This window comes from Pseudomonas sp. B21-051, from assembly GCF_024748795.1.
In the GTDB taxonomy this organism is placed as follows: Bacteria; Pseudomonadota; Gammaproteobacteria; order Pseudomonadales; family Pseudomonadaceae; genus Aquipseudomonas; species Aquipseudomonas putida_A.
This window is the reverse complement of sequence record NZ_CP087166.1, coordinates 812,220-838,817: the sequence shown is the minus strand read 5'-3', so window position 1 is coordinate 838,817 and position 26,598 is coordinate 812,220. Positions and strand designations below refer to the sequence as shown.

Annotated in this window: 18 protein-coding genes and 1 rRNA gene; 2 read left to right on the top strand and 17 right to left on the bottom strand. The window is 60.9% G+C overall.

Annotated elements, in window-relative coordinates; genetic code table 11:
• Window position 1: 1 nt before the first annotated feature.
• The 8 genes from LOY52_RS03590 to LOY52_RS03555 are packed head-to-tail and all read right to left on the bottom strand — an operon-like array spanning window position 2 to window position 9,844.
• Window positions 2–766, bottom strand: a complete 765-nt coding sequence (locus LOY52_RS03590; protein ID WP_258678212.1) for an SDR family NAD(P)-dependent oxidoreductase — start codon at window positions 764–766, stop codon at window positions 2–4.
• Window positions 763–1,500 (bottom strand): 3-oxoacyl-ACP reductase family protein, encoded by a 738-nt coding sequence (locus tag LOY52_RS03585; RefSeq protein ID WP_258678210.1) that lies wholly within the window; start codon window positions 1,498–1,500, stop codon window positions 763–765. Before LOY52_RS03585 ends, LOY52_RS03590 begins: the two co-directional genes overlap by 4 nt.
• Before the next feature lie 9 nt (window positions 1,501–1,509).
• Window positions 1,510–4,380 carry an aminotransferase class III-fold pyridoxal phosphate-dependent enzyme gene (locus LOY52_RS03580; RefSeq protein WP_258678209.1) on the bottom strand — a complete coding sequence of 957 codons (2,871 nt, stop codon included), beginning with the start codon at window positions 4,378–4,380 and terminating at the stop codon, window positions 1,510–1,512.
• A 54-nt stretch (window positions 4,381–4,434) separates the two neighbouring features.
• A complete protein-coding gene (locus tag LOY52_RS03575; protein WP_258678208.1) occupies window positions 4,435–5,643 on the bottom strand; it encodes a beta-ketoacyl synthase N-terminal-like domain-containing protein in 1,209 nt (402 codons plus the stop codon).
• The gene (locus LOY52_RS03570; RefSeq protein WP_258678207.1) at window positions 5,640–6,935 is read right to left on the bottom strand and encodes a beta-ketoacyl synthase; all 1,296 of its coding nucleotides are present in this window, start codon (window positions 6,933–6,935) and stop codon (window positions 5,640–5,642) included. The genes LOY52_RS03575 and LOY52_RS03570 overlap by 4 nt, the downstream gene beginning before the upstream one ends.
• Window positions 6,932–7,990, bottom strand: coding sequence for a beta-ketoacyl synthase (locus LOY52_RS03565; protein ID WP_258678206.1), 1,059 nt, complete (start codon window positions 7,988–7,990; stop codon window positions 6,932–6,934). Before LOY52_RS03565 ends, LOY52_RS03570 begins: the two co-directional genes overlap by 4 nt.
• A 1-nt stretch (window position 7,991) precedes the next feature.
• Complete coding sequence (locus LOY52_RS03560; RefSeq protein ID WP_258678205.1) at window positions 7,992–9,266, bottom strand: beta-ketoacyl-[acyl-carrier-protein] synthase family protein; 1,275 nt, start codon at window positions 9,264–9,266, stop codon at window positions 7,992–7,994.
• An 8-nt stretch (window positions 9,267–9,274) separates the two neighbouring features.
• Complete coding sequence (locus LOY52_RS03555) at window positions 9,275–9,844, bottom strand: acyl carrier protein (protein WP_258678204.1); 570 nt, start codon at window positions 9,842–9,844, stop codon at window positions 9,275–9,277.
• Window positions 9,845–10,354: 510 nt separating this feature from the next.
• Between LOY52_RS03555 and LOY52_RS03550 the strand changes: the two genes are divergently transcribed.
• The gene (locus tag LOY52_RS03550) at window positions 10,355–10,699 is read left to right on the top strand and encodes a cupin domain-containing protein (RefSeq protein WP_003197542.1); all 345 of its coding nucleotides are present in this window, start codon (window positions 10,355–10,357) and stop codon (window positions 10,697–10,699) included.
• A 262-nt stretch (window positions 10,700–10,961) separates the two neighbouring features.
• Here the strand turns inward: LOY52_RS03550 and mmsB are convergent, their stop codons facing one another.
• Both mmsB and LOY52_RS03540 read right to left on the bottom strand, forming a co-directional pair.
• Window positions 10,962–11,849 carry a 3-hydroxyisobutyrate dehydrogenase gene (gene mmsB, locus LOY52_RS03545; RefSeq protein WP_258678203.1) on the bottom strand — a complete coding sequence of 296 codons (888 nt, stop codon included), beginning with the start codon at window positions 11,847–11,849 and terminating at the stop codon, window positions 10,962–10,964.
• 9 nt (window positions 11,850–11,858) lie between these two features.
• Entirely contained in the window at window positions 11,859–13,385 is a 1,527-nt protein-coding gene (locus LOY52_RS03540) for a CoA-acylating methylmalonate-semialdehyde dehydrogenase (RefSeq protein ID WP_258678202.1), read from the bottom strand.
• 150 nt (window positions 13,386–13,535) lie between these two features.
• Between LOY52_RS03540 and LOY52_RS03535 the strand changes: the two genes are divergently transcribed.
• Window positions 13,536–14,483 carry a LysR family transcriptional regulator gene (locus LOY52_RS03535; protein WP_007962101.1) on the top strand — a complete coding sequence of 316 codons (948 nt, stop codon included), beginning with the start codon at window positions 13,536–13,538 and terminating at the stop codon, window positions 14,481–14,483.
• On the opposite strand, the gene LOY52_RS03530 is transcribed toward LOY52_RS03535, so the two are convergent.
• From LOY52_RS03530 to rrf, 7 genes are all read right to left on the bottom strand, one after another.
• On the bottom strand, window positions 14,480–14,935 hold the full coding sequence (locus LOY52_RS03530; RefSeq protein ID WP_177416206.1) for an OmpA family protein: 456 nt from the start codon (window positions 14,933–14,935) through the stop codon (window positions 14,480–14,482). The genes LOY52_RS03535 and LOY52_RS03530 overlap by 4 nt on opposite strands.
• Window positions 14,936–14,979: 44 nt before the next feature.
• Complete coding sequence (locus LOY52_RS03525; RefSeq protein WP_258678201.1) at window positions 14,980–16,248, bottom strand: diguanylate cyclase domain-containing protein; 1,269 nt, start codon at window positions 16,246–16,248, stop codon at window positions 14,980–14,982.
• The gene (locus tag LOY52_RS03520) at window positions 16,245–16,820 is read right to left on the bottom strand and encodes a YfiR family protein (RefSeq protein ID WP_258678200.1); all 576 of its coding nucleotides are present in this window, start codon (window positions 16,818–16,820) and stop codon (window positions 16,245–16,247) included. The genes LOY52_RS03525 and LOY52_RS03520 overlap by 4 nt, the downstream gene beginning before the upstream one ends.
• A 122-nt stretch (window positions 16,821–16,942) precedes the next feature.
• Complete coding sequence (gene recD / locus LOY52_RS03515; protein ID WP_258678199.1) at window positions 16,943–19,048, bottom strand: exodeoxyribonuclease V subunit alpha; 2,106 nt, start codon at window positions 19,046–19,048, stop codon at window positions 16,943–16,945.
• Window positions 19,045–22,734, bottom strand: coding sequence for an exodeoxyribonuclease V subunit beta (gene recB, locus LOY52_RS03510; RefSeq protein WP_258678198.1), 3,690 nt, complete (start codon window positions 22,732–22,734; stop codon window positions 19,045–19,047). The genes recD and recB overlap by 4 nt, the downstream gene beginning before the upstream one ends.
• On the bottom strand, window positions 22,731–26,183 hold the full coding sequence (gene recC, locus LOY52_RS03505; RefSeq protein ID WP_258679823.1) for an exodeoxyribonuclease V subunit gamma: 3,453 nt from the start codon (window positions 26,181–26,183) through the stop codon (window positions 22,731–22,733). The genes recB and recC overlap by 4 nt, the downstream gene beginning before the upstream one ends.
• A gap of 154 nt (window positions 26,184–26,337) precedes the next feature.
• Window positions 26,338–26,453 (bottom strand): 5S ribosomal RNA (gene rrf, locus LOY52_RS03500).
• Window positions 26,454–26,598: the final 145 nt, after the last annotated feature.

The following is a 26,598-nucleotide window of genomic DNA, read 5'->3' as shown; positions in this document are numbered from 1 at the left end:
GCTACATTCCCAACCCGACACCGCCATCGATCACCAGACTCTGGGCAGTCACCCCGCCAGCCTCGGGGCTGGCCAGGTAACGCACCATCGCCGCCACTTCTTCGCTCTGAATGAAACGGCGCATCGGCAGTTTCTTCTTCGCGTTGCGTACGATCTGTTCCTGGGTCAAACCGGCGATTGCCGCCTGCGTCGCCAGTTCACCCTGCAACATCGGCGTATCGATCCAGGCCGGCAGAATCGCGTTGACGGTGATCTGCCGCGAAGCCAGATCCAGCGCCAGCGCCTTGGTCATGCCGACGATGCCGTGCTTGGACGCGCAGTACGCGGTGTTGCGCACCTTGCCGGCACGGCCGAGGATCGACGACATGTTGATGATTCGCCCACGGTCAGGCATCAGCGCCAGACACAGCGAGGTCACGTAGAACGTGCCGTTGAGGTTGACCGAAATCACCTTGTGCCAGTTGAGCAGATCCTCCGGTTCGTTCTCGTTGCAGATGCCGGCGCTGTTGACCAGCACATCGACGTATTCGACTTGCGAACCGAGGGTCTTGAACAACGCTTGCATGGCCGGCAGATCGGCAATGTTCGCCGCATGGGTGGCGACCCGCGCCTTGATCTGCTCCTGGCGCTCGTCGACCCAGCGGTCCAGTTCGGCCAGATCGAGATCCAGCAGGATCAAGCGATTGTCGGCATCGGCGGCAAAATCCTCGGCCACCGCGCGACCGATGCCTTTCGCCGCACCGGTGATCAGAATGGTTCGGCTCATGGCATTTTCAACCCGCCGTTGACCGACAGGACCTCCCCGGTCAGGTACAAACCGCGATCGGCGAGGTACAGCACCGCCTGGGCAATTTCTTCCGGTTCGGCGTAGCGTTTGATCAGCAGACGCGACTGGATTTCTTCCTCCTGACTGCCGATCAGCGCGGTACTCATCTCGGTCTTGACGATGCCCGGGGCGACCGCGTTGACACGAATGTTGCGCGGCGCCAGCTCCACCGCCAAGGCACGGGTCAGCGATTCGACCCCGCCCTTGGCGGCGGCATAGTTGCTCTGCCCTTTACCGGGCTTCTGCGCAGCCACCGAACTGATGTTGACGATGCAACCGCTGCGCTGGCGCAACATGCCCGGCACCACCTGCTGACAGCACAGCATCGTGCCGATCAGATTGGTCTGGATCACCTCGACCAGGTCGCGCGCCGACATCGTCGCGAGCAAGCCATCACGGGTGATGCCGGCGTTGTTGACCAGCAGATCGATACGCTGGAAATGCGCCTCGACCCGTTCGAAAAACGCCTTGATGCTGTCGCCACTGCTGACATCGCACTGCAACGCCAGGCAATCGATCCCCAACGCCTGTACCTCATCGCGCAAGGCCATCGCCGCGACTTCATCGCGCACGTAACTGAACGCGATCTGATAACCCGCCCCGGCCAGGGTCTGGACAATCGCCCGACCAATGCCACGACTGCCACCGGTCACCACTGCTACTTTATTCGGCATGACCATTCCTTAGAGCGAGTTGTCGGTTTTGAACTGCGCGAGGCTGAAGCCGTGGGTCGCCGCCAGTGCACGAATCTGCTGAACCTGCTCGCGGCTGATGTCGCCATAGGAGTAGTGCTGTTTCATACCGGACAGGCCCATCAGCACCGATTCGGCCATGCACGCGTACAACTGACCTTGCTTGAGATAGGCACGAACGTTTTTCACCAGGCCATCACCCAGCGGCGTCTGCACGATGCCGCCGTGCATGTAGAGCACGTCGGAGCGCTGGCTGGCGAGGTTCTGGTCAACGTTCAGCGGAACGGCGATGTCGCAGATCACGCTGTTTTCGGCGAAGTGTTCGGCAAAGAGAAACGGCTGCGGCGCGTTCGCCGCGCAGAGCACGATGCGCGCCTGTTTCAGCACTTCAAGATCATTGCTGACGGTGATGAAGGCGTTCGCTCCCAGGCGTTCTTCAACCAGTTTCGCCACGCGCAGCCCCAGATCGGCGCTGCTGCCGTGGGCCTGCAAGAGTCCATCGATTCCATCAATTTGCTGCAGGCGACGGGCCAGGCGATCGTGTTCGGCGCCCCCCTTGAGGATCGCGCGGGCGGCTTCGGCGTAAATCTGTTGAGCGGTTTTCTCCAGACGACGCAGGGAACCGTCGCGGCCGCTGCCGATAAGGATCAGGTGCTCGACGCTGGTCGACAACAGCGAGGCGTAGGTCGAGGCAATATTGCCCGCCGCACCGACCACCGCTGCAGTCTGCTCGCCCAGCTCAAGGCCTTGCTGCCTGCAGCCCTGCTCGATGGCTTCCAGGCCCATGCCGATGGTCAGCGCGTTACCGGAGGTCAGTGCCATGTCAGGAATCTGCAAGGCCTGGCAGTTGTTGGTGACGATCGAGGTGTACATGCCCAGCCCGGCGACGGTATAGCCATCGGCGCGGGCATCCTTGATGCGATTGCCGACTTCTTCGCGGATGGTTTGCAGATCGCCGCTGGCGATGTACGCGGCCATCGCATCGGAGTCCATGCACAGCGGGTACAGGGTGAATTCCACGGCAGTGCCCAGTTTCGAGCGAATCTGCACCGGGCCGATTGGCGCGGCACGGCGCTCGGGCGCCATGCGTTTGATGAACTCGCGTTTCTGTTCAGCGCTCAGGGTCGACAGTGAAGGATCGACATCGCTGAGCATGTCCGAATCAATCAGATGGTTGATGAACGCCACGCGAGCCACCACGCGCACGTTCTCGTCAGACTTTGGGCGGGTTTCGGTCTCCTTGAAGCTGACCTCGCGCGCCGGCACATCCGCGATGCTGTCGGCGCACACTCCGGCGGCCAGCGGGAAGGCATCGCGGCGGCGCAGCATGTCGCAGACTTTCTGCAACGAAGCGATCAACCCGTCAATTTCCGCAAAGGTGATGCACACCGGCGGCTCCAGACGGATCACATTGGCGTTGCTGCCCGACGGCGCCACGCGCAGCGATTCGAATTGCAGCAGGTAGCCGGCGATGATGTAGCCCAGCGCATCGTTGTACTGCGCCGATGCCTGAACCAGTGAACTGGTGCCGGTCAGGTCGTGCAGTTCGAAACCCAACAGCAAGCCGCGCCCACGCACGTCGGCGATGACGTCCGGATAGGCCGCCTTGAGTTCCAGCAGCGAAGACTTGAGGTATTCGCCCTTCCTGTTCACGTCCTTGAGCATCGCGCTGTCGTTCTCGAACAGACGGCGCAGGGCCGCCAGAGCGATATGGCAGGACGCATCATCTTCGGCGAAGGTCGAGCTGTGGATGTAGCTGAAATCGTTTTCGTAGTGACTGGCGCGAATCACCGTCGCGGCGATTTTCATCAGACCACCGCCCAGCGCTTTCGACAGGCAGTAGTAATCACCCTGCAAGTTGAAATGGCTGGCGCCGAGCAAGGTGCCGGTGCGGCCGAAACCCGATTGCACTTCGTCGATGATCAGCGGGCATTGCTGCTCGTTGCACAGACGCCGCAGGCCCAGATAGAACTCAGCGGCGAACTCGTTGATCCCGCCTTCGCCCTGGATCGGCTCAAGCAACACGGCGGTGATCGCACTGAACGCCTCACGGCGCACCTGCAGGGTTTCGCCGCTCCATTCCAGGCTCAGCCAGTGACGCACGTGACGGGCCGGCAGCTCTTGCAATTGCTGGGGTTGCTGCGGGTCGATGAATTCGACGTTGAGCCCGAAACGGGCGAACGGCTTGCGGTACTGCTTGCCGTACGTCAGTTGAACGGTGTTCACCAGTTTGCCGTGGAAGCTGCCGCGCACAGCCAGGAACACCGGCTCGACATGCAACTGCGCCAGGTTGTGCTGTCGCACCGCTTCGGCCACTTGGCGCACGGTGACGCAGGACAGATTCTGCGGCAGCAGACCGGCTGGCAAATCGAGATCGTCGATGTCCAGTTCGACGTAAGCCTTGTCGCTGGCAACCAGATTGGCGAGGGCGAAATCGCGCTCGTCGAATTGCTTCTGCAGGTTTTTCTGACGACGGTATTCGGCGTGCTTGACGGCGATTTCCACCGACTCGGCGCCACTGTTGGAGAAGGTCGAAATGTAGCGTTCGCTGTTGTTCAGCTCACGGTTGAACGCTTCACTGAGCTCACGCCCCAATTGACCGGCCGCACCGCGCACCGACATCTGCGCATTGAACGGCACATCGGCACGCAGCAGGTCGACGAGTTGATCGACAAATTGCGGATCGTTGTGGCCATACAGCGCGGCACCGTAACCGCCGAGGAAGTCAGTGACAGTCACCTCTTCGCCCTGCCGATCGCGGTAAAACAATTTACTGCCCAGCGCTCTGTGGAACTGGCACTCCAGGCCTAGGGCCTGCATCAATTCAACGAATTTCGGCCGTACGTAATCGCGGTAATCCATGACAGTTCTATCCCTTGAGTAAAAAATCAGATGCGTTTCGTTGCGTGCCGACGGTCAGTCGGCCGCGTGAAATTCGAGTTGGTAACCGGCGCTGAAACCGTTGTCGTCGCGGTTGATCACCAGGCAATCGTGCAGCACGGCATCGCGCGGCCCGCCGATCACAAACGGCAGATGTGCATCCAGCGGTTGCTCCAGGCCACTCACCGGCGCAATGCTCTGCGCCTGCAAGGCCTGCCGGGCAAAGATCAGATCAACCAGACTCGGTGCACCACTGAGCATGCCGGTCAATGGCGTGCTGCTGGTGATGTGCGCGGCGCCGGTTCGTGCCAGCGTGCGGGCCAGATCGGCATCCTTGTGCGGATCGCCAGTGGCGCTGCTGATCAGCAGATCCACCTGTTTGTCCGGCAGGTTCAGCGAATCCAGACGAGGATGTGCGAACAGTGCGCTCAGGCAGGTTTGCGGCCCTGCCGGCAGGTCATCGGCGCGGCGCAGTACCAACGCCGCCGCGCCTTCGCCGGCAATGCCACCACTGCCCTGGCGATCAAAGGCACGCAGGCTTTGTGAGCCGTCGGCGCTGATCACCCCCGCCTCGACCAGTGCGGCGAGCGCCAGCGGATCCAGTTCACTGCCCGCGCCCACCACAATGGCCGCGTCGATCCGACCGCTTTGCAACGCCGCGCAGGCTTCACGCAGCGCCGCCAGATTGCCGGCCACGCCTTGCATGTAGGCGTTGCATTCACACTCAAGCTTCAAGGCCAGACTGACGACGCCGAGCAAACCGTTGCTCAGGCTCTTGAGGACCAGAAACGGATCGAGTGCACGCTCCTGCAACACGCGTTTGGCCAGACGCTGCATGTCGGCACCGGTCTCGGTCTGACACTCGTGCAACAGTTCGCCGTAAGACGCGAGCGAGGGATGGGTGTAACCGCCCTGGCAGCAATAGAGACCAAAACGCACGTTGTCACGGCCCGGTTCCAATCCGGCTTCTGCCAACGCCTGGCGCACCGCACTGACGCCCCAGATCACTGCCGGCGGGCAGTAACGCTGGAGGTTTTGCGCAATGTCCTGACGGCTACGTTGATGATCTCGATCAGCGATGTGCCCGAATGCAATGACCCGCTCGCTGTGGAACAGCGACGAGTTCAGGGGCGAGATTGCGCTGCGCCCTTCGCGGGCCGCCGACCAGAACCCCTCTACGCCCCAGCCGGTGGGCAATACACAACCGCTGCCGGCGATCGCGACACGTACAGTGGCGTCAGTCATTGTCCATGCTCCCGATATTTGCCAAGGGCCAGCGAGGTATTGAGTCCACCGAAACCGAAGGAATTGCTCAGCGCGTAATCCACTCGGCGACTGACGGCTTGACCGGCGCAGTAATCCAGATCGCACTGTTCGTCCGCGTCATGCAGGTTCACCGTTGGCGTGACCAGATCGTTGAGGCAGGCCAATGCCGTGACGATGCATTCCGGTGCGCCAGCGGCAGCGATCAGGTGACCGAACTGTGATTTGTTGGCGCTGACGGCCAGGGTTCGATAATGCTTGTGCTCGGCGAACACGCTTTTGATCGCCAGGGTCTCGGCCACATCATTGAGCGGGGTCGACGTGCCGTGAGCGTTGATCAGATCAATCTGCTGCGCACGCAAACCGGCGTCGTCCAGCGCGGCCTGCATCGCCAGTGCCGCACCGCGTCCTTCCGGTTGCGGTGCGGTGACTTTGTAGGCGTCCAGGCTGCTGCCGAACCCCAACACTTCGGCATACGGCGTCGCGCCGCGGGCCAAGGCATGTTCGAGGCTTTCCAGCACCAGAAAACCACCGCCCTCACCGGCAATCAGACCGCTGCGGTCACGATCAAACGGACGGCACAGATCCGCCCCCCAGCGCTGCTCACCCGACGCGGCACCGAGTAGATACAACGCCGCCATGGTGTCGAGATTGAGCACCGAGTCGGCGCCACCCGCCAGCGCTACGCTGACTTCTCCGCGACGAATCATCTGAAAGGCATTGCCAATCGCTTGGGAAGCACCGGCACAGGCACTGCTGATGTTGATCACCGGCCCTTCACAGCCCAGGTCATCGGCAATTACCCGCGCCAGGCGGTCGTTGCTCTGTCGCAGCGAGCCATCGGCATTCACTTGCCCGGCCCGCGACATCAGGCAAGACCAGTTCGGGGTACCGCCATTCGGGGCTTCGGTCAGCAGCATGTCCGCGAGCATGTGCTGCGGTGCTCCCGAGGCACACAGCACCGCAGCGCCCCGCAACTGTTCCGGCTGCAACCCGCTGTCGCTGACGGCTTGGGTGGCGGCGACCCAGCCAAAGCGGCTGCGTTTCTCCAGTGGCATCGTCCATGCCGGATGGTTGTGCAGTTTTTCCGGCAACAGGCTCATGTCGACCGGCGCAGCGTAGCGCACCGCGAATGACGCCTCTTGCAGGTCGTCGGGTTGCCATGGCCGCACGCAATGTTCGGCGCCGAGCATTTTTTCCCAGAGGGTCTGCCATTCGAAACCGAACCCGGTAACGGCGCCCAATCCGGTGATCACAATCCGTGTCGCACTCATGCGTGCTTCTCCATGGTTTCGCTGGCCAACAGCAATGCGCCCCAGTGACCGGCGCGTGTGTGGCTGACGAGCAACGTGTAACCCGGCGTCGCCGCCGTATCACGGCTGAAATGCAAAGTCAGTGCGACCTCGGTCAGCAAGCCGCTGGCGCCCAGTTCACCGGTCATCGCGCGGGTGCTGCGAATCTCGCGCGGGAAAGCTTCGAGCAGCTTCATCACTTGCCCGTCAGCACAATTGCCGACGATATGCTCGACGTCACCGACCCGCAGTTTCTCCACACTCAGGACCTGGTCGATCACGCGCCGCCCCACCGCCACAGAGCGATGCGGATCCGTGCTGTAACCACGGGCAAACCCGGCAATGCGCACGGCGTATGCCGCACCCGGCGGCGGTGTCGACGCCAGCAACAGCGCGGCGGCGCCCTCACCGAAAATCGGTTCGCTCGCCTGATCGGGCTCGCGCAGGTACAGGGCCGGCGTCAGGTTCGGGCTGCTGCTGACCACCAACGCGGCGTCGGCATGTCGCTCGCCAATCTGCTGGCAGGCTTCGATCAGCGCATCCAGCCCGGCGTTGTCCTGAGAACAAAATCCGCCCATTGGTCCATGGCAATTCAATGCTTCAGCCACATAAGCCATGACACTGCTGTTGAGCAGGGTCAGCGCATGCAGGGGCGGTGTGTTGGCCAATAACTGCGCCAGTTGTTTTTGCGGCTGTTCGATGATCGCCTGCACCGCATCCCAGCAAGGACTCGGCGCGTCGACTTCAGGAATGGCCGCTGTCAGGGCAATGCGTGACGCGGGCAATTGCAGCGCCGCCAGTGCCGGCGCCAGCCGTGCGGCGCAATGCAACAGGCGCAAGCCCTGCGGTTCGACGCTGCGCTGGATCTTGCGATCAAACAGGTCACTGGCCAGTCGCGGCGTCGGCAACGCAAACGCCTGACGCTGTGAGTCAAAGGCCAGCGGTTGCGCCGCGCAGGGCGTGCCGAGCAAGTCCGCGCATTCACTGCCCGCCACATTCAGCACCGCAGCGGCATTGAGGTAGATGGCTCGGCTCATGTCACGCCCTCCCCAAAACCAGCGAGCTGTTGATGCCGCCAAAGCCGAACGAATTGGACATCACCACGCTGATCGGCTGTCGTACCGGCTCGTTCAAGAACTTCAGCGAAGGGTATTCGGCACGCTCTGGGTCGTAATTCAAAGTGGGCAACAGCACACCGTCACGCAGGCTCATCAGCGACAGCACCGCTTCGATCGCGCCACTGCCTGCCAGGGAATGACCGATGGCGGACTTGTTGGCGGTGAAGGTCATGAAGTCCTGACATCCGCCGAACAGACGCTGCAGCGCCAACGCTTCACAACTGTCATTGGCCTGCGTGGAGGTGCCGTGGGTGTTGACGTGTTGCACGGCGCTGCGCAGCAGCCCGGCGTCTTCGATTGCTGCTTCCATGCATTCCTCGTATTTACTGCCGTCGCGGCTGCTGGAGGTCATTTTCTGTGCCTCGCAGACATTCGCGTAACCCAGTACCCGACCCAGTGGCGCAACCTTGCGCCGCTGGGCGTGGTCGGCGGATTCGAGAATGACCATCGCCGAGCCTTCGCTGAGGACAAAACCGCTACGGTCGGGCATGAACGGACGGCTTTGTTCGTCCGCGGGCAGGTCAGCCTGGCAGAGCGCGCCGAGGCTGTTGAACATGTAATAAGGCAGTTCGTTGGCCATCAGTTCGACGGCGCCACAGATAGCCAGATCGATCTCTCCGCGTTCGATGGCCCGGTAAGCACTGCCGATGGCCATGGTGCCGGCGGCACAGGCATCGGAATGGGTCGAGATGTGATCGCGGATGCCCAGCCGATCGGCCAGGTGCTGCGTCTGTTGATCGACCCGCCGGATAAAGGGCGCGCCGGACGCTGCCGGACTGTCCAGCAGACGGTCGAGGTCGACGCGTCCGGCCTCATCCATGCAACGGCTGAGTCGCTGCAGATCGTGGCTGTCGGCACAGAACTTGTTGGCGCCCAGAAACAGACCGCTGCGACTGTGGGCAAAGTCTGCCGGCGTCAGACCGGCATGCTCCAGCGCCTGTCGGGCAACGTATTCGGCCAGCACACTTTGCCGTGGGTGCAGCGCCGCGTTGCCGCCGAAACCGGCCCCGATCCGCTGCCACTGCGTATCGTCGATAAATCCGGCTGCGCTGTTGTTGAATCCCAGCGCCTTGAACCGAGGATGTTCGCGGACACAGGATTGCTTCCGGCAAATCCGCTCGAACAACGTGGCAGCGTCCAGCGCCATGGGCGCCACCAGACCGAACCCGCTCACATAGACTTCTCGTGCCCGCATGAGAACTCCTACACCGCTTCTTTGGCGTGAGTGGTGACAAACTGCTCAACCAATTGACGGGACACTTCATCGCCATCCGCCGGCACCAGACGTGCACTGCACGCGCCGCAGACCACTTGTTGGCGCTCGTTCAGAACCGCCTGGTGAGCGTTGCAATCCGGGCACGTTGCCGGCAGGTAGTTGAAGAGATTGCGGCACTGGTTGGCCCAGTTACGCACGGTGGTCGCGGCGAACACCTGAGCCGGTTGCATGCCCGCCTTCAGTTGATCCGGGGTGTAGGCGCTCAGGCTTTGCTCAAGCAGATGCTTGCCGTTTTCGGTGATGCGCCCGTTGGCGAGAAACTCGCTGGCATCACCGCAAACCGCCACCGCATGGTCGAGCACGCTGGTTTTCGGCAGTGTGCAGCCATATTGGCGGCCCAGCTGGAAGCTCAGGTCGACGATGTCCAGCGAGTCGGCACCAAGGTCCTCGACAATGCTGCTGTTTTCTTCGATGTCATTCGCATTCATCACTAACAGCTGTGCGAGGATTTCGCGAGTGCTGGCAATGACATGTTCCAAGTCCAATGGATTGTTCATTTCTATCTCCCTATATGTCGTGACCTTCATGAATTCGACTTATGAAAAGTAACTTTTCCCACAGCAACTTCTCACGCGGCGGAAATCTAAACTCTGCCCTTAAGGGGAGAGTCAACGAACTATTCAAGGTTTTTTTACAGCTCGAAAAAAGTCTGCAAACGCCCACAGACACCGCACCTCCTTGGTGCGGTGAACGACTTATTTACTTAACAAAGACGGGGTATGGTGGGGCGCCCGCGCTATCAGGCAGGCTGACTATCGAAAGTAACTAAGGACGCAACGGAACCGACGTACTAAAAGCAAAAACCGGACAAGTAAAATAGTTATAACTTCATAACCGTTGTTTCAGATCAATACTGCCGTTAATTGAGTTTGCTGGAAGGTTTGCGCCTCCATCCGTAAAACCTGGCAGCGTTTATGGATATCTGAATGTCGAGCACAGACATCTCGGCCAGGGCAGGCCGCTATAGGGTGCAGCTTCCGTTTGATCGCCTTGTCTGGAGCCGACACATGACCGCCCCTATCACCGTTCTACGCGACACTCATCCGCTGCCGGTACTCGATGCCTGCAAATGGGAAAAACTCGAAGGCGACCCGCACACCGTCAACCTCAACGCCTACACCAGCGAAGACGGCAGCAAGATCATGGGCACCTGGATCTGCACCCCGGGCAAGTGGCGGGTCGATTATGTGAAGTGGGAGTACTGCCATTTCCAGGAAGGCTACTGCATCATCACCCCGGATGGCATGGCGCCAATCCATCTGCGCGCCGGCGATATCTTTGTTGTTGAACCGGGGATGAAAGGCACTTGGGAAGTGGTCGAGACCGTGCGCAAATATTTCGTCTTCGCCTGACACGCAAAAGATCGCAGCCTTCGGCAGCTCCTACAGGGTGTTCATCTTGCCCATGCAGGAGCTGCCAAAGGCTGCGATCTTTTTTGCCTCACAAAAAAACCTGTGGCGAGGGAGCTTGCTCCCGCTCGGCTGCGCAGCAGTCGTAACTTCAGTCAATGCGGTTTTTCTGAAGAACCGCATTGACCGGGTTTGGGTCTGCCATGCAGACCAGCGGGAGCAAGCTCCCTCGCCACAGAAGCTCGCCCCGCAATTTGATGCCTGTTTACTGCGGCTTGCGATAGCTGTTGATAATCGCCGAGAAATCCTTGCCGCCTTCCCCGCGCTGGCTCATCGCCTGATACAACTGCTGCGCCACCGCACCGAGCACCACCGGTTGGTGTGCCTGACGCGCCGCTTCGGTCGCCAGCCCCAGATCCTTGAGCATCAGTTCGGCGCCAAACCCACCGGTATAACCGCGCGAGGCCGGCGCCGTTTCGACGATGCCCGGCCACGGGTTGTACATTTCCGAACTCCAGCAACGCCCGGTCGAGCTGTTGATGATCCCGGCGAGCACCGAGGTGTCGATCCCCAGTGCATCGCCCAGCGCCATGGCTTCACTGACGCCGACCATCGAGATCGCCAGCAGCAGGTTGTTGCAGATCTTGGCGATCTGTCCGGTGCCGACTTCGCCGCAATGCACGATGTTGCGGCCCATCTGCGCCAGCACCGGTTGCAGGGTGGCGAACAGTTGCGGGGTGGCGCCGACCATGAAGGTCAGCGTGCCAGCAGTCGCGCCGCCAGTACCGCCGGAGACCGGGGCATCGGCCATCGCCACGCCTTGTTTGGCGGCAGCGGCGGCCACATCGCGGGCGGTCTGCGGATCGATGGTGCTGCAATCCACCGCTGGCACGCCTTTGCCGATACCGGCCAGCACACCGTCCTCACCCAGCCAGACGCTGCGCACATGCACCGCCGCCGGGAGCATGGTGATCACCAGTTTAGCGTCTTCGGCGGCCTCACGGGCCGAGGCGCGGATAGTGCCGCCCAGTTGCTCGAGTTCCGCCAGCACGGTTTTGTTCAGGTCCACCAGATTCAGCGAGTGGCCGGCCTTGATCAGGTTGCGCGCCATCGGCGCGCCCATGTTGCCCAGACCGATAAATGCAATTTTCATGGCCAGTCCTCAGCGCAGGTTGATGGTGGTGTTCACGCCGTCATTGACGCTGTCGTCATCGAACCAGCGCGCCGTGACCGTTTTGGTCTGGGTGTAGAACTGCACCACTTGCTTGCCGTACGGGCCGAGGTCGCCGAGTTTCGAACCGCGCGACCCGGTGAAGCTGAAGAACGGCACCGGCACTGGAATCGGGATGTTGATACCGACTTGGCCGACGTCGATTTCACTCTGGAATTTGCGCGCCGCTGCACCGCTCTGGGTGAACAGGCCCGTGCCGTTACCGAACGGGTTGGCGTTGACCAGCGCAATGGCCTGATCGAGAGTGTCGACTTCCAGCACCACCAGCACCGGGCCGAAGATTTCCTGGGTGTAGATCTGCATATCGGTGGTCACGCCCGAGAACAGGGTCGGGCCGACGAAGTTGCCTTGCTCGTAGCCCGGCACCTGGATGTCGCGACCATCGAGTTCCAGTTTGGCGCCTTCCTTGATGCCGCTTTCGATCAGATCGAGAATCCGCGCCTTGGCTTTCCTCGAGATCACCGGACCCACATCAGTACCCGCCTCGCTACCGGCGTTGACCTTGAGTTTCTGCGCCAGCGCTTTCAGGTCCGGCAGCCACTGTTTCGCCGCACCAACCAGCACCACCACCGAAGTAGCCATGCAACGCTGACCGGCTGCACCGAAGCCGGCGCCGACCAGCGCATTCAGCGCTTGCTCGCGATTGGCGTCCGGCAGCACCACGGCATGGTTCTTCGCGCCCATCATCGATTGCACGCGTTTGCCATGCTTGCCGGCCAGGTCGTAGACGTGAGTACCGACCGCAGTCGAACCGACGAACGACACCGCTTTGATGTCCTTGTGAGTGCACAGGCCATCGACGACGTCTTTACCGCCATGAACCACGTTGAGTACACCGGCCGGAATGCCCGCCTCAATCGCCAGTTCCACCAGCAGCATGGTCGACAGCGGATCCTGTTCCGACGGTTTGAGCACGAAAGTATTGCCGCAGGCAATGGCCATCGGGAACATCCACAGCGGAATCATTGCCGGAAAGTTGAACGGGGTGATGCCGGCGCACACGCCGATCGGCTGGCGCAGGGTGTAGGTGTCGACGCCACCCGCCACGTTTTCGGCGAACTCGCCCATCTGCAGGGTGCCGATGGAACAGGCGTGTTCGACCACTTCCAGGCCGCGGAAAATGTCGCCCTCGGCGTCGGCAATGGTCTTGCCCTGCTCGGCGCTCAGCACCACGGCGATGCGTTTGGAGTGCTCACGGATCAGCGCCTGCAGCTTGAGCATGATGCGCATGCGCGCGCCGATCGGGGTCAGCTTCCAGGTCTGGAACGCGCGGTGTGCGGCACTGATGGCGGCATCGACTTCAGCGGCGGTGGCGAACGGGACCTTGGCCAGCACTTGCTGAGTCGCCGGGTTGACGATGTCGTGCCACTCGGTGGTCTGCGATTCGACCCACTCGCCGTCGATCAGCAGCTTGACCTTCTGGACCGTGGTTTCGTTGGGCGTAAGCGATGCGTTCATGCTGGTCTCCGAAACTTGTTTTTATCGTAGGAGCCAAGGCGAAGGGGTTCGCCTTGAGATGAGGCGTGTGTCACGAATTGGTTGTCGGACTGTTTTTGGAGTATAGATGTGCAAACTTCTAATAAGAACGCACATATAAGCCCGTCCATCATGCAAAAAAACATCACCTCCCTGGGGTCGCTGAACTGGGACGACCTGAAGTTTTTCCTCGAAGTCGCCCGCACCCGCAAGGCCAGCACCGCGGCCAAACGTCTGGCGGTGGACTACACCACCGTGTCGCGGCGCATCAGTTCGCTGGAAGCGGCGTTGGGCACATTGCTGTTCGAAAAATCGCGTACCAGCGGTTTCGTGCTGACCACCGAAGGCCAGCGTCTGCTGGGGTATGCCGAGTCGATTGAAAGCACATTGCACATGGCTTGCGAGCAGGTTTCGGGCTCTGGTGTAGCGCTTTCCGGGCATGTACGCATGGGCTGCACCGAAGGTTTCGGCAGCTTTTTCATCACCCCGCAGCTGAGCCACTTCGTCGACGCCTACCCGGCGATCTCGGTGGATATCCTGCCGCTGCCGCACTTCATCAGTCTGTCCAAACGCGAAGCCGATATCGTCATTGCCCTGGAGCGCCCGGAGCACGGCCCGTACGTGTGCTGCAAACTCTGCGACTACCGCTTGCAGCTGTACGCAACCCAGGACTACCTCGACCAGCACCCACCGATCCGCCGCCCGGCCGATCTGGGCAAGCATCAATTCATCAGTTACGTGGATGACCTGGCGTTCAGCTCGGAGCTGCTGTACCTGGCGAACGTGCTGCCCGGCGCCAGCGCAAACCTGCGCAGCACCAGCGTGATCGCGCAGTTTGTCGCGGCGCAGCAAGGGCGTTCACTGGCGATTCTGCCGTGCTTCCTCGCGGCCCAGGACCCGCGCCTGCTGCCGGTGCTGCCCGAGGAAATCGACATCACCCGGCAATTCTGGATGTACTGCCGGGAGGATCTGAGGAAATTGAAGCGGATCACCCTGTTGTGGGATTACATCCGCGAGGTGACCGAGCGCAATCAGGGTCTGCTGATGGGGCAGACCCGCGAGATGCGGTTTGCCGATTAATCGGCGCTGACCACAATCGACACCCGGCGATTCTCGGTGCGTCCGGCGGTAGTGTCATTGGACGCCACCGGCTCGCTGCTGCCCAGTCCACGCAACTGGATGTTCTCTTGCTTCATGCCGACGGTGGTCAGCACCTTGGCCACACTTTTGGCCCGACGCAGCGACAGTTGCTGGTTGTAGGTTTCTTTGCCCGAGGCGTCGGTATGACCGTCGACCCGCACCCGCTCGATACCGACGCCGAGCAGTGCCTTGCCGATGCGTTCGACGATTTCGGTGCTCTGGTTGTTCAGGCTTTCGATATCGCTGCCAAACAGCACTTTGCCTGACAGGCCAAACTCCCAGCCCTCGTCGGTCGCTTCGAAGCCTTGTTGTTTGAGGACGGCGATCTGCGCCGGGGTCAGGCCTTTCTGCGGTGCGGTCTGGCACCCGGTCAGCGCCAGTACGGCGATCATCAGCAAGGCGGAAAACAGTCGAGCGGGAAATGTGAACACGGGAATCAGCTCCTGGTTTGAAGATTGACGACCGGGCTCTCCGACCCGGCAGTGAATTGAGCGCCACGCGACAGGCGCTTGGCCTGATACATCGCCGCGTCGGCCGCATTGAGCAAGGCGCCTGGCGTGACACCATGATCAGGGAAAACGGCAATGCCGATACTGAGCGACGTCACCACACTGGTATCGCCCGGCAGCGCGATGGACACGTCCATGCTGGCGAGAATCTTGTCGGCAATGCGCTCGGCGTCCTCGATCTTGTGCAGCGGCGCGAGCAGTACGGCAAACTCATCGCCCCCCAGCCGCGCCACCAGATCTTCTTCACGCAGTTGCGCGCGGATCCGATTGGCGACCGCCACCAGTACCGCATCGCCGGCGGCGTGACCAAAGTTGTCGTTGATGCCTTTGAATCGGTCACTGTCGAGAAACAGCACCGCCACCCGCTCGTTGAGCTTGCCGGCATTGCGCAAGGCGCGAATCAATCGGCCTTCGAAAAACGCTCGGTTCGGCAGGCCGGTGAGGCTGTCGTGGCTGGCCTGATGGGCGAGGGTTTCGTTCTCGCTTTGCAGGTGGGTTTGCCACGATTCGAGTTCGTCGAGCAGGGCATTGAAGTCGTTGCCGAGGTTGTCGAGCTCGGCGATCTGCGCCGGCGGTACCCGGCGATCCAGTGCTCGCTCGCTGCGGGCAGCGTGGGCCACCGCCGCTAGGCTGCGAAGTGGGCCGGTAATGCTGCGCAGCTGTCGGCGCGCCAGATACAGCGCGACCCAGGCACTGATGGCGGTGCAGAGAATGATCCCCGCCAGACCGCTGAGCAAGAAGCGCATCAGGCTGCCGCCGTGACCGACCAGCAGGATGCGTCCGATCTCACGATCCTGATGCACGATCGGCAGGCTGATCGGCTTTTCCAGAATAGTCCGGGCAGCCTGCATTTCCAGCTCGGAAAACAGACCGTTTTCGGGACGCTGCCAACGCGCGAGCAACGTACCCTGGGCATCGAAAACCTGAGCGTCCGCCACCTCTTCGGTGGACGCGATCAAGGCCAGCGCTTCCGTCGCGGCAGCCTTGTCGTTGAACACTACCGCCGCTTCCACGGTGTAGCTGATCGAGCGCGCAATCAGGTGCAGGTTGTGATCGGCGTAGACCCGCAGCGCGAGAACCCCCAGCAGGGTCAGCGACACACTGGCCATCGTCACGGCCACCAGCGCGACAATCAAATGTCCACGGCCGATGACCGAGCCCAGTGTCGGACGGGTTCTGGAACCGAACAGTTTCATGGCGCCGCCGGTTTGCGGCGCGACAACTGCAGCACGCTCGGGTGGATGCGTACGCCGCTGCGGGCGACGGAGTCGAGATTGACCTCGAAGGACACCTGCTCATCGCCGACGCGCAGGCAGAACAGGCTGCCGACCGTGCACTGATCGCCACCTTCGCTGATGCTCAGCACCGGATGCCCGATCAATGAAGTGAACAGCCGACTGCGTTCATCTGCGGTGAGTTTGCCGATGTACACCGCATCGCATTCACTGACGATGGCCGGATTGTCGGCCAGCAGTCGGCGCACAGTGACTGGACGACCAGTGGCTTGTGTGGTGCCTTTGACCAGATCGTCGGTGTACTCGGTGGGGCCGACGATACATAGGCGCAACTGCGCTGGTTCAACCGGCCAGCGTGCGTAGCTGAGGATGCCCAGTACGACTTGTGTCACTGACTGAGCGCGTTGTTCGGCCATGCCCGCGGGAATTTGTGGCTGCGCCATGGCAACGCCCGCCAGCAAACAGAGCAGACCGACAAGCAATGCGTGCTTGCAGCGAACCACGCGCTCTGTCGCCCAGACTGCCACCTTCATGCAGGGATTCTCTTGCATCGTACTGAAATGATGCCGCAACGATAGCACAGCGGAGTAACACCAGCGAGACAGTGCCTTCTGACCGGGTGGTCAGTAACCGCCGACAATCGCCAGATCTTTCATCACCGAGCCTCGCCACCCTCCTCCAGTTCCAGCATCAGCCCGCTGAGGCGCTTGACCTTGCGCTGCACGGCCTCCTCGAACACACCTGCGCGAGGTTCGATCAGGGTGAACCAGTTTTTCGCACGAGTGATCCCGGTGTAGATCAACTCTTTGGTCAGCACCGGATTCAGGGCATCCGGCAGGATCAGCGCAGTGTGCGCAAACTCCGAGCCCTGGGATTTGTGCACCGTCATGGCGTACACCGTTTCCACGTCGTTGAGCCGACTCGGCAGCACGAAGCGCACGCCGCCCTGGCCATCGTTACGCGGAAACGCCACGCGCAATACCGGTTTGCCCGCGTCGGGGCCTTCACGTTCGGGCAGCTTGAGCGCAATGCCGATGTCACCGTTCATCAGGCCCAGGCCATAGTCGTTGCGGGTCATCAATACCGGCCGGCCTTCGTACCATTGCTGATCACTGTCGATCAGCCGTGCCTTGAGCAAGGCGTCGGTGATGCGCTGGTTCAAGCCTTCTACACCCCATGGGCCTTTGCGCACCGCACACAGTAACTGGAACGTATCGAATGCCTGCAGCACTTCACGCGCCCATTGAATCCAGTCCGGGTGTTCCAGCGGTCGACCTTGTGGTGGTCGTTGATTTCGCAGCACGCTCAGGTAATGGCGATAGCCCTGTGGCCCGTCGCCATGGCCATCGAGCACCAGACGCTCGAACTTGTGGTTGTGTTCGCCATTGAGCGGCAGCGAGAACACATCGGCGTAATGACCAGCGCTCAGTAGTTGCCGCGCCTCCTCAGGCAACTGTTGATTGACCCGCCGCGCGAGTTGCCCGATGCCGCTACCCTCGCCGAATCGCCGGGAGTGGCGCAACATCACCAGTTGCTGGGCCAGTGGATGCGAGCCGTCGTTGTCTTCGTGCAAACCGCTGTCCTGCAGCGATTCACCGCTGACAGACTCCAGCCACTGTCGGGTTTGCGGGTTATACCAGCCAGCCTCGGCATCGCGACACAGATCGCCGAGCACCGCACCGGCCTCCACGGAGGCGAGTTGGTCCTTGTCCCCGAGCAGCACCAGACGTGCATGAGGCGGCAAGGCATCGAGCAGATTGGCCATCATTTCCAGGTCGATCATCGACGCTTCGTCGACCACCAGCACGTCCAGCGGCAAGCGGTTGCCAGCATGGTGGCGGAAATGACGGGTACCGGGCCGACTGCCGAGCAGACGGTGTACGGTGGTCACGTCGCAGGGGATTTTCTCGCGCACAGCTTCGGCGACTTTCAGCGATTGCACTTGCTGGCTGATGGACTCGGTCAAGCGCGCAGCGGCTTTGCCGGTGGGGGCCGCCAGACGAATCCGCAGCGGCTGCCCGGCCTCCACGGCGGGCGCCTGGAGCAACGCCAGCAGACGCACCACCGTGGTGGTCTTGCCGGTGCCCGGGCCGCCGGTGACGATACTGAATGCGCCGCGCGTGGCAAGGGCGCAAGCAAGTTTCTGCCAGTCGACCACTGCACCTGGTTTTCTGGCCCCAAACAGCTCGTTCAAGCGCTGCGGCAAGTCCGCCGGCGGCACTTCGTTCTGCGCCAGACGCAAACGCAATGCGCTGTCGATCCGTCGTTCATAAGCCCAATAGCGGCGCAGATACAGGCGCTTTCCGGACAACACCAAAGGGCGTTCCTGCGCCACTGCACTTGTGTCAGCCGCCAGCGCGACCAGCGGACTGCCCGCCAGCACCTTGCACCAATGAGCGCCGTCGAGGGCTTCAAGCAATTGCGACGGCAGCAGCAAAACACCTCCTTGCACATCCCCTTCGGGAGGGAGTGACAAGGCGAAATCCGGCGCCTTGAGGGTTTCGAACAGATCCAGACAAACATGCCCGTGACCGAGCTGATGACTGGTCAACGCGGCGGCGAGCAGCACCAGCGAATCAGCCTCGGGCGACAGCTCATGAAGGAACGCGACAAACGCCTTGTCCAGTGAACGCAGCCAGCCTCGTTCGACCCAGCGGGTCAGCAACAGCAGCAGGTCATCGGCGCGGGTCAGCGGTGACAAGGTCGACAGACTGTCGTCGGCCAACGGTGTCGGCAGCAGATCGGCGAAGGTACGGTTCATAGCAGGACTCCCTGTTCCCATGCGGGCTCGGCTTTGGGTGCAGGCTTGCCCTGGAACAAGCGGTCCAGGCTTTCGATGAGTTCTCGTGGCGGACGGGCAAAATACACGCCGCGACTGTCCGACCGTGTGCCGCGCAGGAACAGGTACAGCGCGCCGCCCACATGCCGGTCGTAATCGTAATCAGGCAGCCGCGCCTTGAGTTGGCGATGCAGTGCCAAAAGGTACAGCACGTATTGCAGGTCATAGCGGCTGTCGAGAATCGAACGTTCCATGGCCTGCTCGGTGTAAGCCATGTCGTCAGCACCCAACCAGTTGGATTTATAGTCGGCCACGTAGTAGCGGCCATCGTGTTCAAAGGTCAGGTCGATGAATCCCTTGAACATCCCGTTGAGTTGCACCGGCTCGGCGGCCACCCGCGCCACGCCATTATGGGTGTGCTGACGCACCAGCTCATCGAGTTTGAGCACGTCGACCTGATGGCTGGCAAACCAGAACTCCATTTCGACCCGGTACTGTGTCAGTTGCTCCAGTACCACCGGTGTTCGGCCGGCACCTGCCGGCAAAGGAGTCTTCAGCAGATGCTCCAGCCAGTCGCTCAACGTGCTGATCCAGCCTTTCCAGCCACGCAAGTTGCAGCGCCGGGCAATCGCGTCCTCCAGCGCATCGCGCTGAACGGCGAAACCTTCATCGCCCGCCCACTCCAGCAAACCGTGGAGGAATGTTCCCGGATTGGGGCCGCGCGGGAAGCGATGGATATCGGCGCCACCGGCAATGATTTCTCTCGGTGCCTCAGGATCAAGACGCTCGTCATCAAACAGTTTTTGCGCTTGCGGACTGTCAGGCGCTTCATCACTGCCGACACTCAATACATCACTGATGCGCAACGCGCTGTAGGACGCAATCCACCAGTTTTCACTGGCTTTGCGCTTGGGCAACAGGGTTGCGCTGAGCGTCGCGTCATTGCGCGGTGGCTGATAATGCTCGTCCGTGGGGTGAGGCATATCAGCGATGGCGATGGCCGGGCAATCCTGTTGCAGGTCCTGCAGCCAGCGATTCAATCCGGTGGACTCGCCCAGCATCTCGCCACCACCCAGCAAGTATCCAAGCGCAGAAAGATGCAGCACTGAACTGTTGTTATTACCGCGTTTGAGATCGGTCACGCCCAGCCAGCAGGCATGCTGCGCGCGAGTCAATGCCACGTAGAGCAGTCGCAGGTCTTCGGCGAGACGCTCATCATCGGCCAAGGCAATCAATTCGGCAGTCGGCTTCAGACTCACCTGCGCCTTGCCCGAAGCATCGTGATAATTGAGCGGCAAGCGGCTGCCGTCCACCGGTTTTGCCGAGCAGATGAACGGCAGGAACACCAGTGGATATTCAAGGCCTTTCGACTTGTGGATGGTCACGACCTTGACCAGTTGCTCGTCGCTTTCCAGACGCAGAATCTGTTCTTCACCGGCCTGACCGGACAATGCCAGGTGTTCGGCCAGATGCCGGATCAGCGCCTGTTCGCCATCGAGTTCGGCAGCAGCCTGTTGCAGTAACTCTGACAAATGCAGCAGGTTGGTCAGCACGCGTTCGCCGTCGCTGCGTGCCATGAGGATCTGCGGCAACTGGAAGTCGTGCAGCAGGCGGCGCAGCATCGGCAGCACACCTTGCTTGCGCCACAGTTCGCGATAACCACGGAACTGCATGACGCGGCTTTCCCAAACCAATTCATCCTGGTTCAGGCGCTCCAGCTCGACCAGTGGCAGGTTGAGAGTGATGCAGGCCAGCGCGGCTTTCAGCGAGCGCTCGACGTCCGGTTCGGCACAGGCCTTGAGCCACGACAGCAAGTCATGGGCCTCCTGAGCAGCGAAAACCGAGTCTTTGTCCGAAAGATAGACGCTGCGTACGCCTCGCAAAGCCAGTTCACCACGAACGGCCTGCGCCTCCTTGCCATCGCGAACCAGAATCGCAATGTCCGAAGGACGCAGGCCTCTGAATTCCTTGCCGCTTTGCACAAATCCAGCGTTGCCTGCTTGCCCGCCATTGAGCAACGCGGTGATTTGACTGGCACAGGCGGCCGCCAGTTGCTGGCGATAGACGGCACCCGACAGCGGCTGGTCGGTAGGCAGGTGCCAGACGTTCAGCGCCGCAACGTCCTGTCCGGCAATCTGTAGCCACTCTTTGCGGCCCTGAGACTCGACGGGTTGAAACGGTACCGGGTTCTCACCGGTTTTCTGCCGAAACAGAAACGCGCCGCGCCCCAGGTCTCGGGACTCGGCGCGTTCAAATACATGATTGACCGCTTTCACCATGCCGTGGCTGGAACGGAAGTTGGTACCCAGCGTGTGCAGTCGGCCGGCGGTAGCCTCACGTGCACGCAGATAGGTGTAGATATCGGCGCCACGGAATGCGTAGATCGCCTGTTTGGGATCGCCGATCAGAAACAGACCTGTGTCCGGGCTGTTGTCTTCGATGCGATAGATACGTTCGAAGATCCGGTACTGCACCGGATCGGTGTCCTGGAACTCGTCGATCAGCGCGACCGGGAACTGTTCGCGGATCAGCGTGGCAAGCCGCTCCGCGCCATCGGACTGCAGTGCCGCGTCAAGACGCAGCAACATGTCATCGAACCCCATCTCGGCGCGACGACGTTTCTCTTCTTCAAAACGCGCGCCTACCCATTTGGCCGCGTGTTGCAGGACTGCAGCATCAGGGGTCGGCAATGCATCGAGACTCGACTTGAGCCCTGCCATTGCATCGAGTCCCGGGTGGCTCGGAGCCTGGCCTTTCCAGGCTTCCGCCATGCCGTCGGGCGTGAGCCGGGTGAAGCCGGTGCCGATGTCCAGTTGCTCCAGCGATTCGTCTTCAGCCCAGACCTTGAGCTTTTCAAACCAGGGCTCAAAGTAACGGGCCTGCATCTTGCGACCGTCGACGGCCTTGTTCGCAACGCCTTCATGACAAATGACGAGCAGCTCATCGGCCCATTGGCACCAGGGCATTTTCAGCTCAAGCAAGGCCGCACGGCGCTCCTGCAGGCACTCGTCGATCAGCTCTGCCGGGGGCTTGCCTTCGTCGCCGTCGCGCTCGCTGGCAAACAGACCACGCACTCGAGGCAGCAGCGCCGCGGGTCCGCCCCAGTTATTGCGCACCCAATTGAGCACCTCGCCCTGCATCGGATAGCAGAACAGGCGCCAGTAGTCGCGCAGCACCTCGCCGAGCAAATCGCTGTGATCGGTCTCGAGGGATTGGGTAAACAGGCTGCCGCTATCGAAGGCGTGCTCACGCAACATGCGCTGACACCAACTGTGAATGGTCGAAACGGCAGCCTCGTCCATCCATTGCGCGGCGATATCCAGCCGATTGGCGCAACCGGACCATTGTTGCGGCGCATATTGCTCGCGCAGATCGGCAATCAGGGCATCAGGCGCCGGTATCTCATCACGGAAAAATCGGGCAGCCTCGGCCAGTCGTGTACGAATCCGCTCGCGAAGCTCCTTGGTTGCCGCATCAGTAAAGGTCACCACGAGGATTTGCGGAGGCAACAACTCACGACCGAAGCCGTTCAATTCTCCGCCATGGCCGAGGATCAGCCGCAGATACAGGGCGGAAATGGTGAAGGTTTTGCCTGTACCGGCGCTGGCTTCGATCAATTGGCTGCCGTGTAGCGGGAAGGCCAGTGCAAGCGGAGTTTTCGAACTCATGAGCGCCCCCCTTCGCTTGCGAGTGAGCGCCAAGGCGCTTCGTATAGAGGGCGATACAAGGCGTCGCACCAACCCGAAAATGTCTCATCGCTGAGTAGCGAATCAAAATCGACGAATTGCCGGGACAGCGCCGGGCTCTCACGACGTTCGCCTTCGCTGGTCTGGCCATCACCTTCATAGGCTTTGCGGGCCGCGGCTTCGGCCTTGAGCGGATCGGACTGGGACAGCCAGGCAAATGCCGTTTTTACTGCGATCGGCAGCGGCTGACGCATTCCAGCCTGCCAGGCGAGCAGCAGATCACCGAGGAAACGCAGCGCCCGATCCTGCTCCATGGGCTCGAGCAACAGCGTGTCATCACTGGCTACCAACGCAGTGCTCATCGATAGTCCACTGGCACAGGCGACAAGGTGATTGACCCACGGCTTGGTCAACCGGTGCCATTTTCGACTCTTGATCGAGCCGATGCTGTTGGGAATGGTCGTGACTGATAGCAGTCCTCCATCGGCTCGCTGATGCAGGCTGGCGAGCCAACCTTCAAGGCGCAGTCCCTGCAATTGGAGACTGATCGGTACCGCGCTGCTCAGCGGTGTTGGCCACAACGCAAGCAGTTGCTGAAAGCGCTGAAGCAAATCCGGCAGCGGCTCGATCAATTCGCGCTGCAGGCACTCACCAAAACCGGCCATGGGCAGCAGACCACTGTTTTGCAGGCGGCGGGCCTGCGCCTCGAGCGCCTGATCGATATTGTCCGGTTGCCGGAGTGCCGCGTCGAGCAGGCTGTCGCTGAGGGTGTAGCGCTGCAATGCATCGAGTACGAAAGGCTCCTCGTCCGCCAGTGGTGCTTCAGCGGCCTCGAAATACACCTTGAGTCGCTGGGTGAAAAAGTGGCGAACCGGGTTGCGCAGGAAGTCCTGGAGCAGGACCAGAGTCAGAGGCTCTTCCTGGACATAGGGATCGAGCAACTGCTCCGCTTTTCGGCTCTGAGCGGGTTGATGCAAGACCTGCCATTCTCTGGCATAGCTGAATAGCGGATTGCCCTCATGGAAGTAACGCGCGCTGAACGGTTGCAACGGGTGCTCCTCGGTTAACGCGTCCAGCAGATCCGTGCTCTCGTCGGCCAATCGCCAGCCACCGGCGAGATGGTCTCGCAGTTGCCCGATCAGCACCGACGCCGGGCGCTCGCTGTTGTCGCGAATACTGCGGCCGACCCAACTGATATAGAGCTGATTGCGTGCAGACAGCAACGCTTCCAGCAATAAATAACGGTCGTCCTCCCGTCGAGAACGATCTCCCGGACGGTAGTCGCTGCCCATCAGATCGAAATCCAGGGGCGGCTGCGCGCGTGGATAGTCACCATCATTCATTCCCAGCAAACAGACGAGTTTGAAGGGAATTGCACGCATCGGCATCAAGGTGCAGAAATTCACGGCACCGGCGAGAAAACGCTGGGACAAGCGGCCCTGATCCAGACCGGCAAGCCAGGCCTCACGTACCACTGTCAGCGGCAGTTCATCTGTCAGGCCTACCGATTCGCAGGTTTCCAGCCAGGTCTCGCGAAGCTCCTCCAACTGGGTCAGCAAGAAGTCGTCATGTTCATTGCAGGCCTTGAAGAACAATTGCATCAGCGCCTGGAGACGTAGGCCCCACTCATTGGGTTGTGCCGGTTGCGTAAGCTCCTGATGCGCCAGTTCCAGCGCATCGAGCAACGCGACCAAAGGCCCGATCAATGCAGCATCCAACCCTCCGATTTCATCATAGGGCTCGATGCCCGCACAGGCATTGGAGCTGCCGACAGCGTAACCGAGCAGCATCCGGCGCAAGCCAAAATGCCAGCTGTTTTGTTCGAGTTCATCCGGCAGTCCCAGCCCCGCCCGTTGCTCGGCATTCATGCCCCAGCGCACGCCGGCGCCTTCAATCCAGCGATGCAGGGTCGGCAAATCACGTTCCTCAACACCGAATCGAGCACGCAATGCGGGAACGTCGAGCAAATCGAGGATTTCACTGACCGGAAAACGACTGTCCGGCAGCTTGAGCAGGTGCTCGACGGCAATCAGCAACGGATCGCGACCGCGCTGCCCCTGATCGGCCAGGGTGAACGGGATGAAGCGCGGATCGTGTCGCTCGAGCTGGCCAAACACCGCGCGGATGTGCGGGGCGTAGCTGTCGATGTCCGGCACCATTACGATCACGTCGCGCGGTCGCAGTTCGGGATTGGCGCTGAAGCGGGCCAACAACTGATCGTGAAGAATCTCGACCTCACGCTGCGCGCTGTGGGCGATGTGAAAGCGGATCGACTCATCCTGCGTCAGATCGACAGGGGACCAATGCTCACGCGTTTCATCAAGTGGTCGCAACTCCAGGATGTCGTCCTGAAGCTGATTGAGCAGGTTCTGCGGCTGCGTTTCGCTGAACAGGTCGATGCGCCCGTCACGAAATGCCGCGCGATAACTGTTTGGATCATCGTAGCTGTCGAGCAGGTTGATGTAGTCGCGACCTTGTTTGCCCCACGCGGCGAGCAGCGGATGGGCGTGTTGGTGCAACGTGTCAGGATCGAGTACGACCGGCATGCCGTTCTTGCGGCTCTGACGCTTGTACTGATGGCGGAGCAGATCTTTGTCGGCGACGATATCGGCCCAGTGGTGTCGGCAGGGGTTGTGTACACAAAGCAGAACCTGAGTGAAACGTGCGAGTCCGGCCAGGGCCTCAAGCACTTGAGCCGGCAGAGAAGAAATACCAAAAACGATCACACGCGAGGGCAGGCCTGCGGGGGCGACTTCGAGGGTGTTTATTCTTTCTATAAATCGCTGGTGAACACCCGCACGACTCTGGGCCATGCCTTGCTCGCCAACATCCTGCAATAGCGCACGCCATAGTTCGGCCTGCCAGCAACTGGTCGGCGGCAGGGGTTTGATTTCGCCCCTGACATTACGTAATTGGTGGAAACCTTGCGCCCAGTCTTCAAGCCAATCCGCGCGATACACCTGATATTGGTCGAAAAGATCCGCCAGGCGTTCAGACAATTGATAGCGCTTGCGCAAGTCGGTGTCGTGGGTGAGGAAGCGCTGGAGCGGCTCGAAATGCGGACGGTCGATCAACTGGGGTAATAGACGCATCAATCGCCAGGTCAAGGGTGCCTTGTCGAGCAGGGATTTGGCAGGGATTTCATCTCGGCCCAAGACCATGCGGTAGAGCTGCCACATAAAGCTGCCGGGTAATTGCACATCGATGGCTGCAGCAATTCCGCAACCACCGAGATCATCGTCCTGGGGATCCTCAGCCAATGCCAACTTGAGCCATTGGGCTATACCATTGCTCTGCACCAGAGCGATTTCATTTTCCAAGGGCGCCAATGGATAGCGCCGCATAATGCTGACCACCAGGCTGCGCAGTTCGTCCAGGCTATTGCTCTGGACCACCATGAATGCAGCGTTGAGGGACGAGGCGTCCGGCATAAAAGCTTCCTTGGAAAAGTACAAAAGCCAAGGCAGAACCTTAGCACTGTCGGCAGGCTGTGACAGCCGGAAGGGGCACCTGCATGTCGTAGGAACTTTCCTGCGGGCAAAACAAAACCCCAACTGCTTTCGCAATTGGGGTTTCGGAATTTAATCTTGACGATGACCTACTCTCACATGGGGAAACCCCACACTACCATCGGCGATGCATCGTTTCACTTCTGAGTTCGGGATGGGATCAGGTGGTTCCAACGCTCTATGGTCGTCAAGAAATTCGGGTACTGACTCGCGACCGGTTGGCCTCGCTTCAGCAAATCGGGTATGTGATACAGGTGTTTGTGAGCATCGCGAACTTTCGGTTCATTGCGTCTTCACACACCGCAATCTGGTCTCTTTCGAGCATTCAGATTGCTTG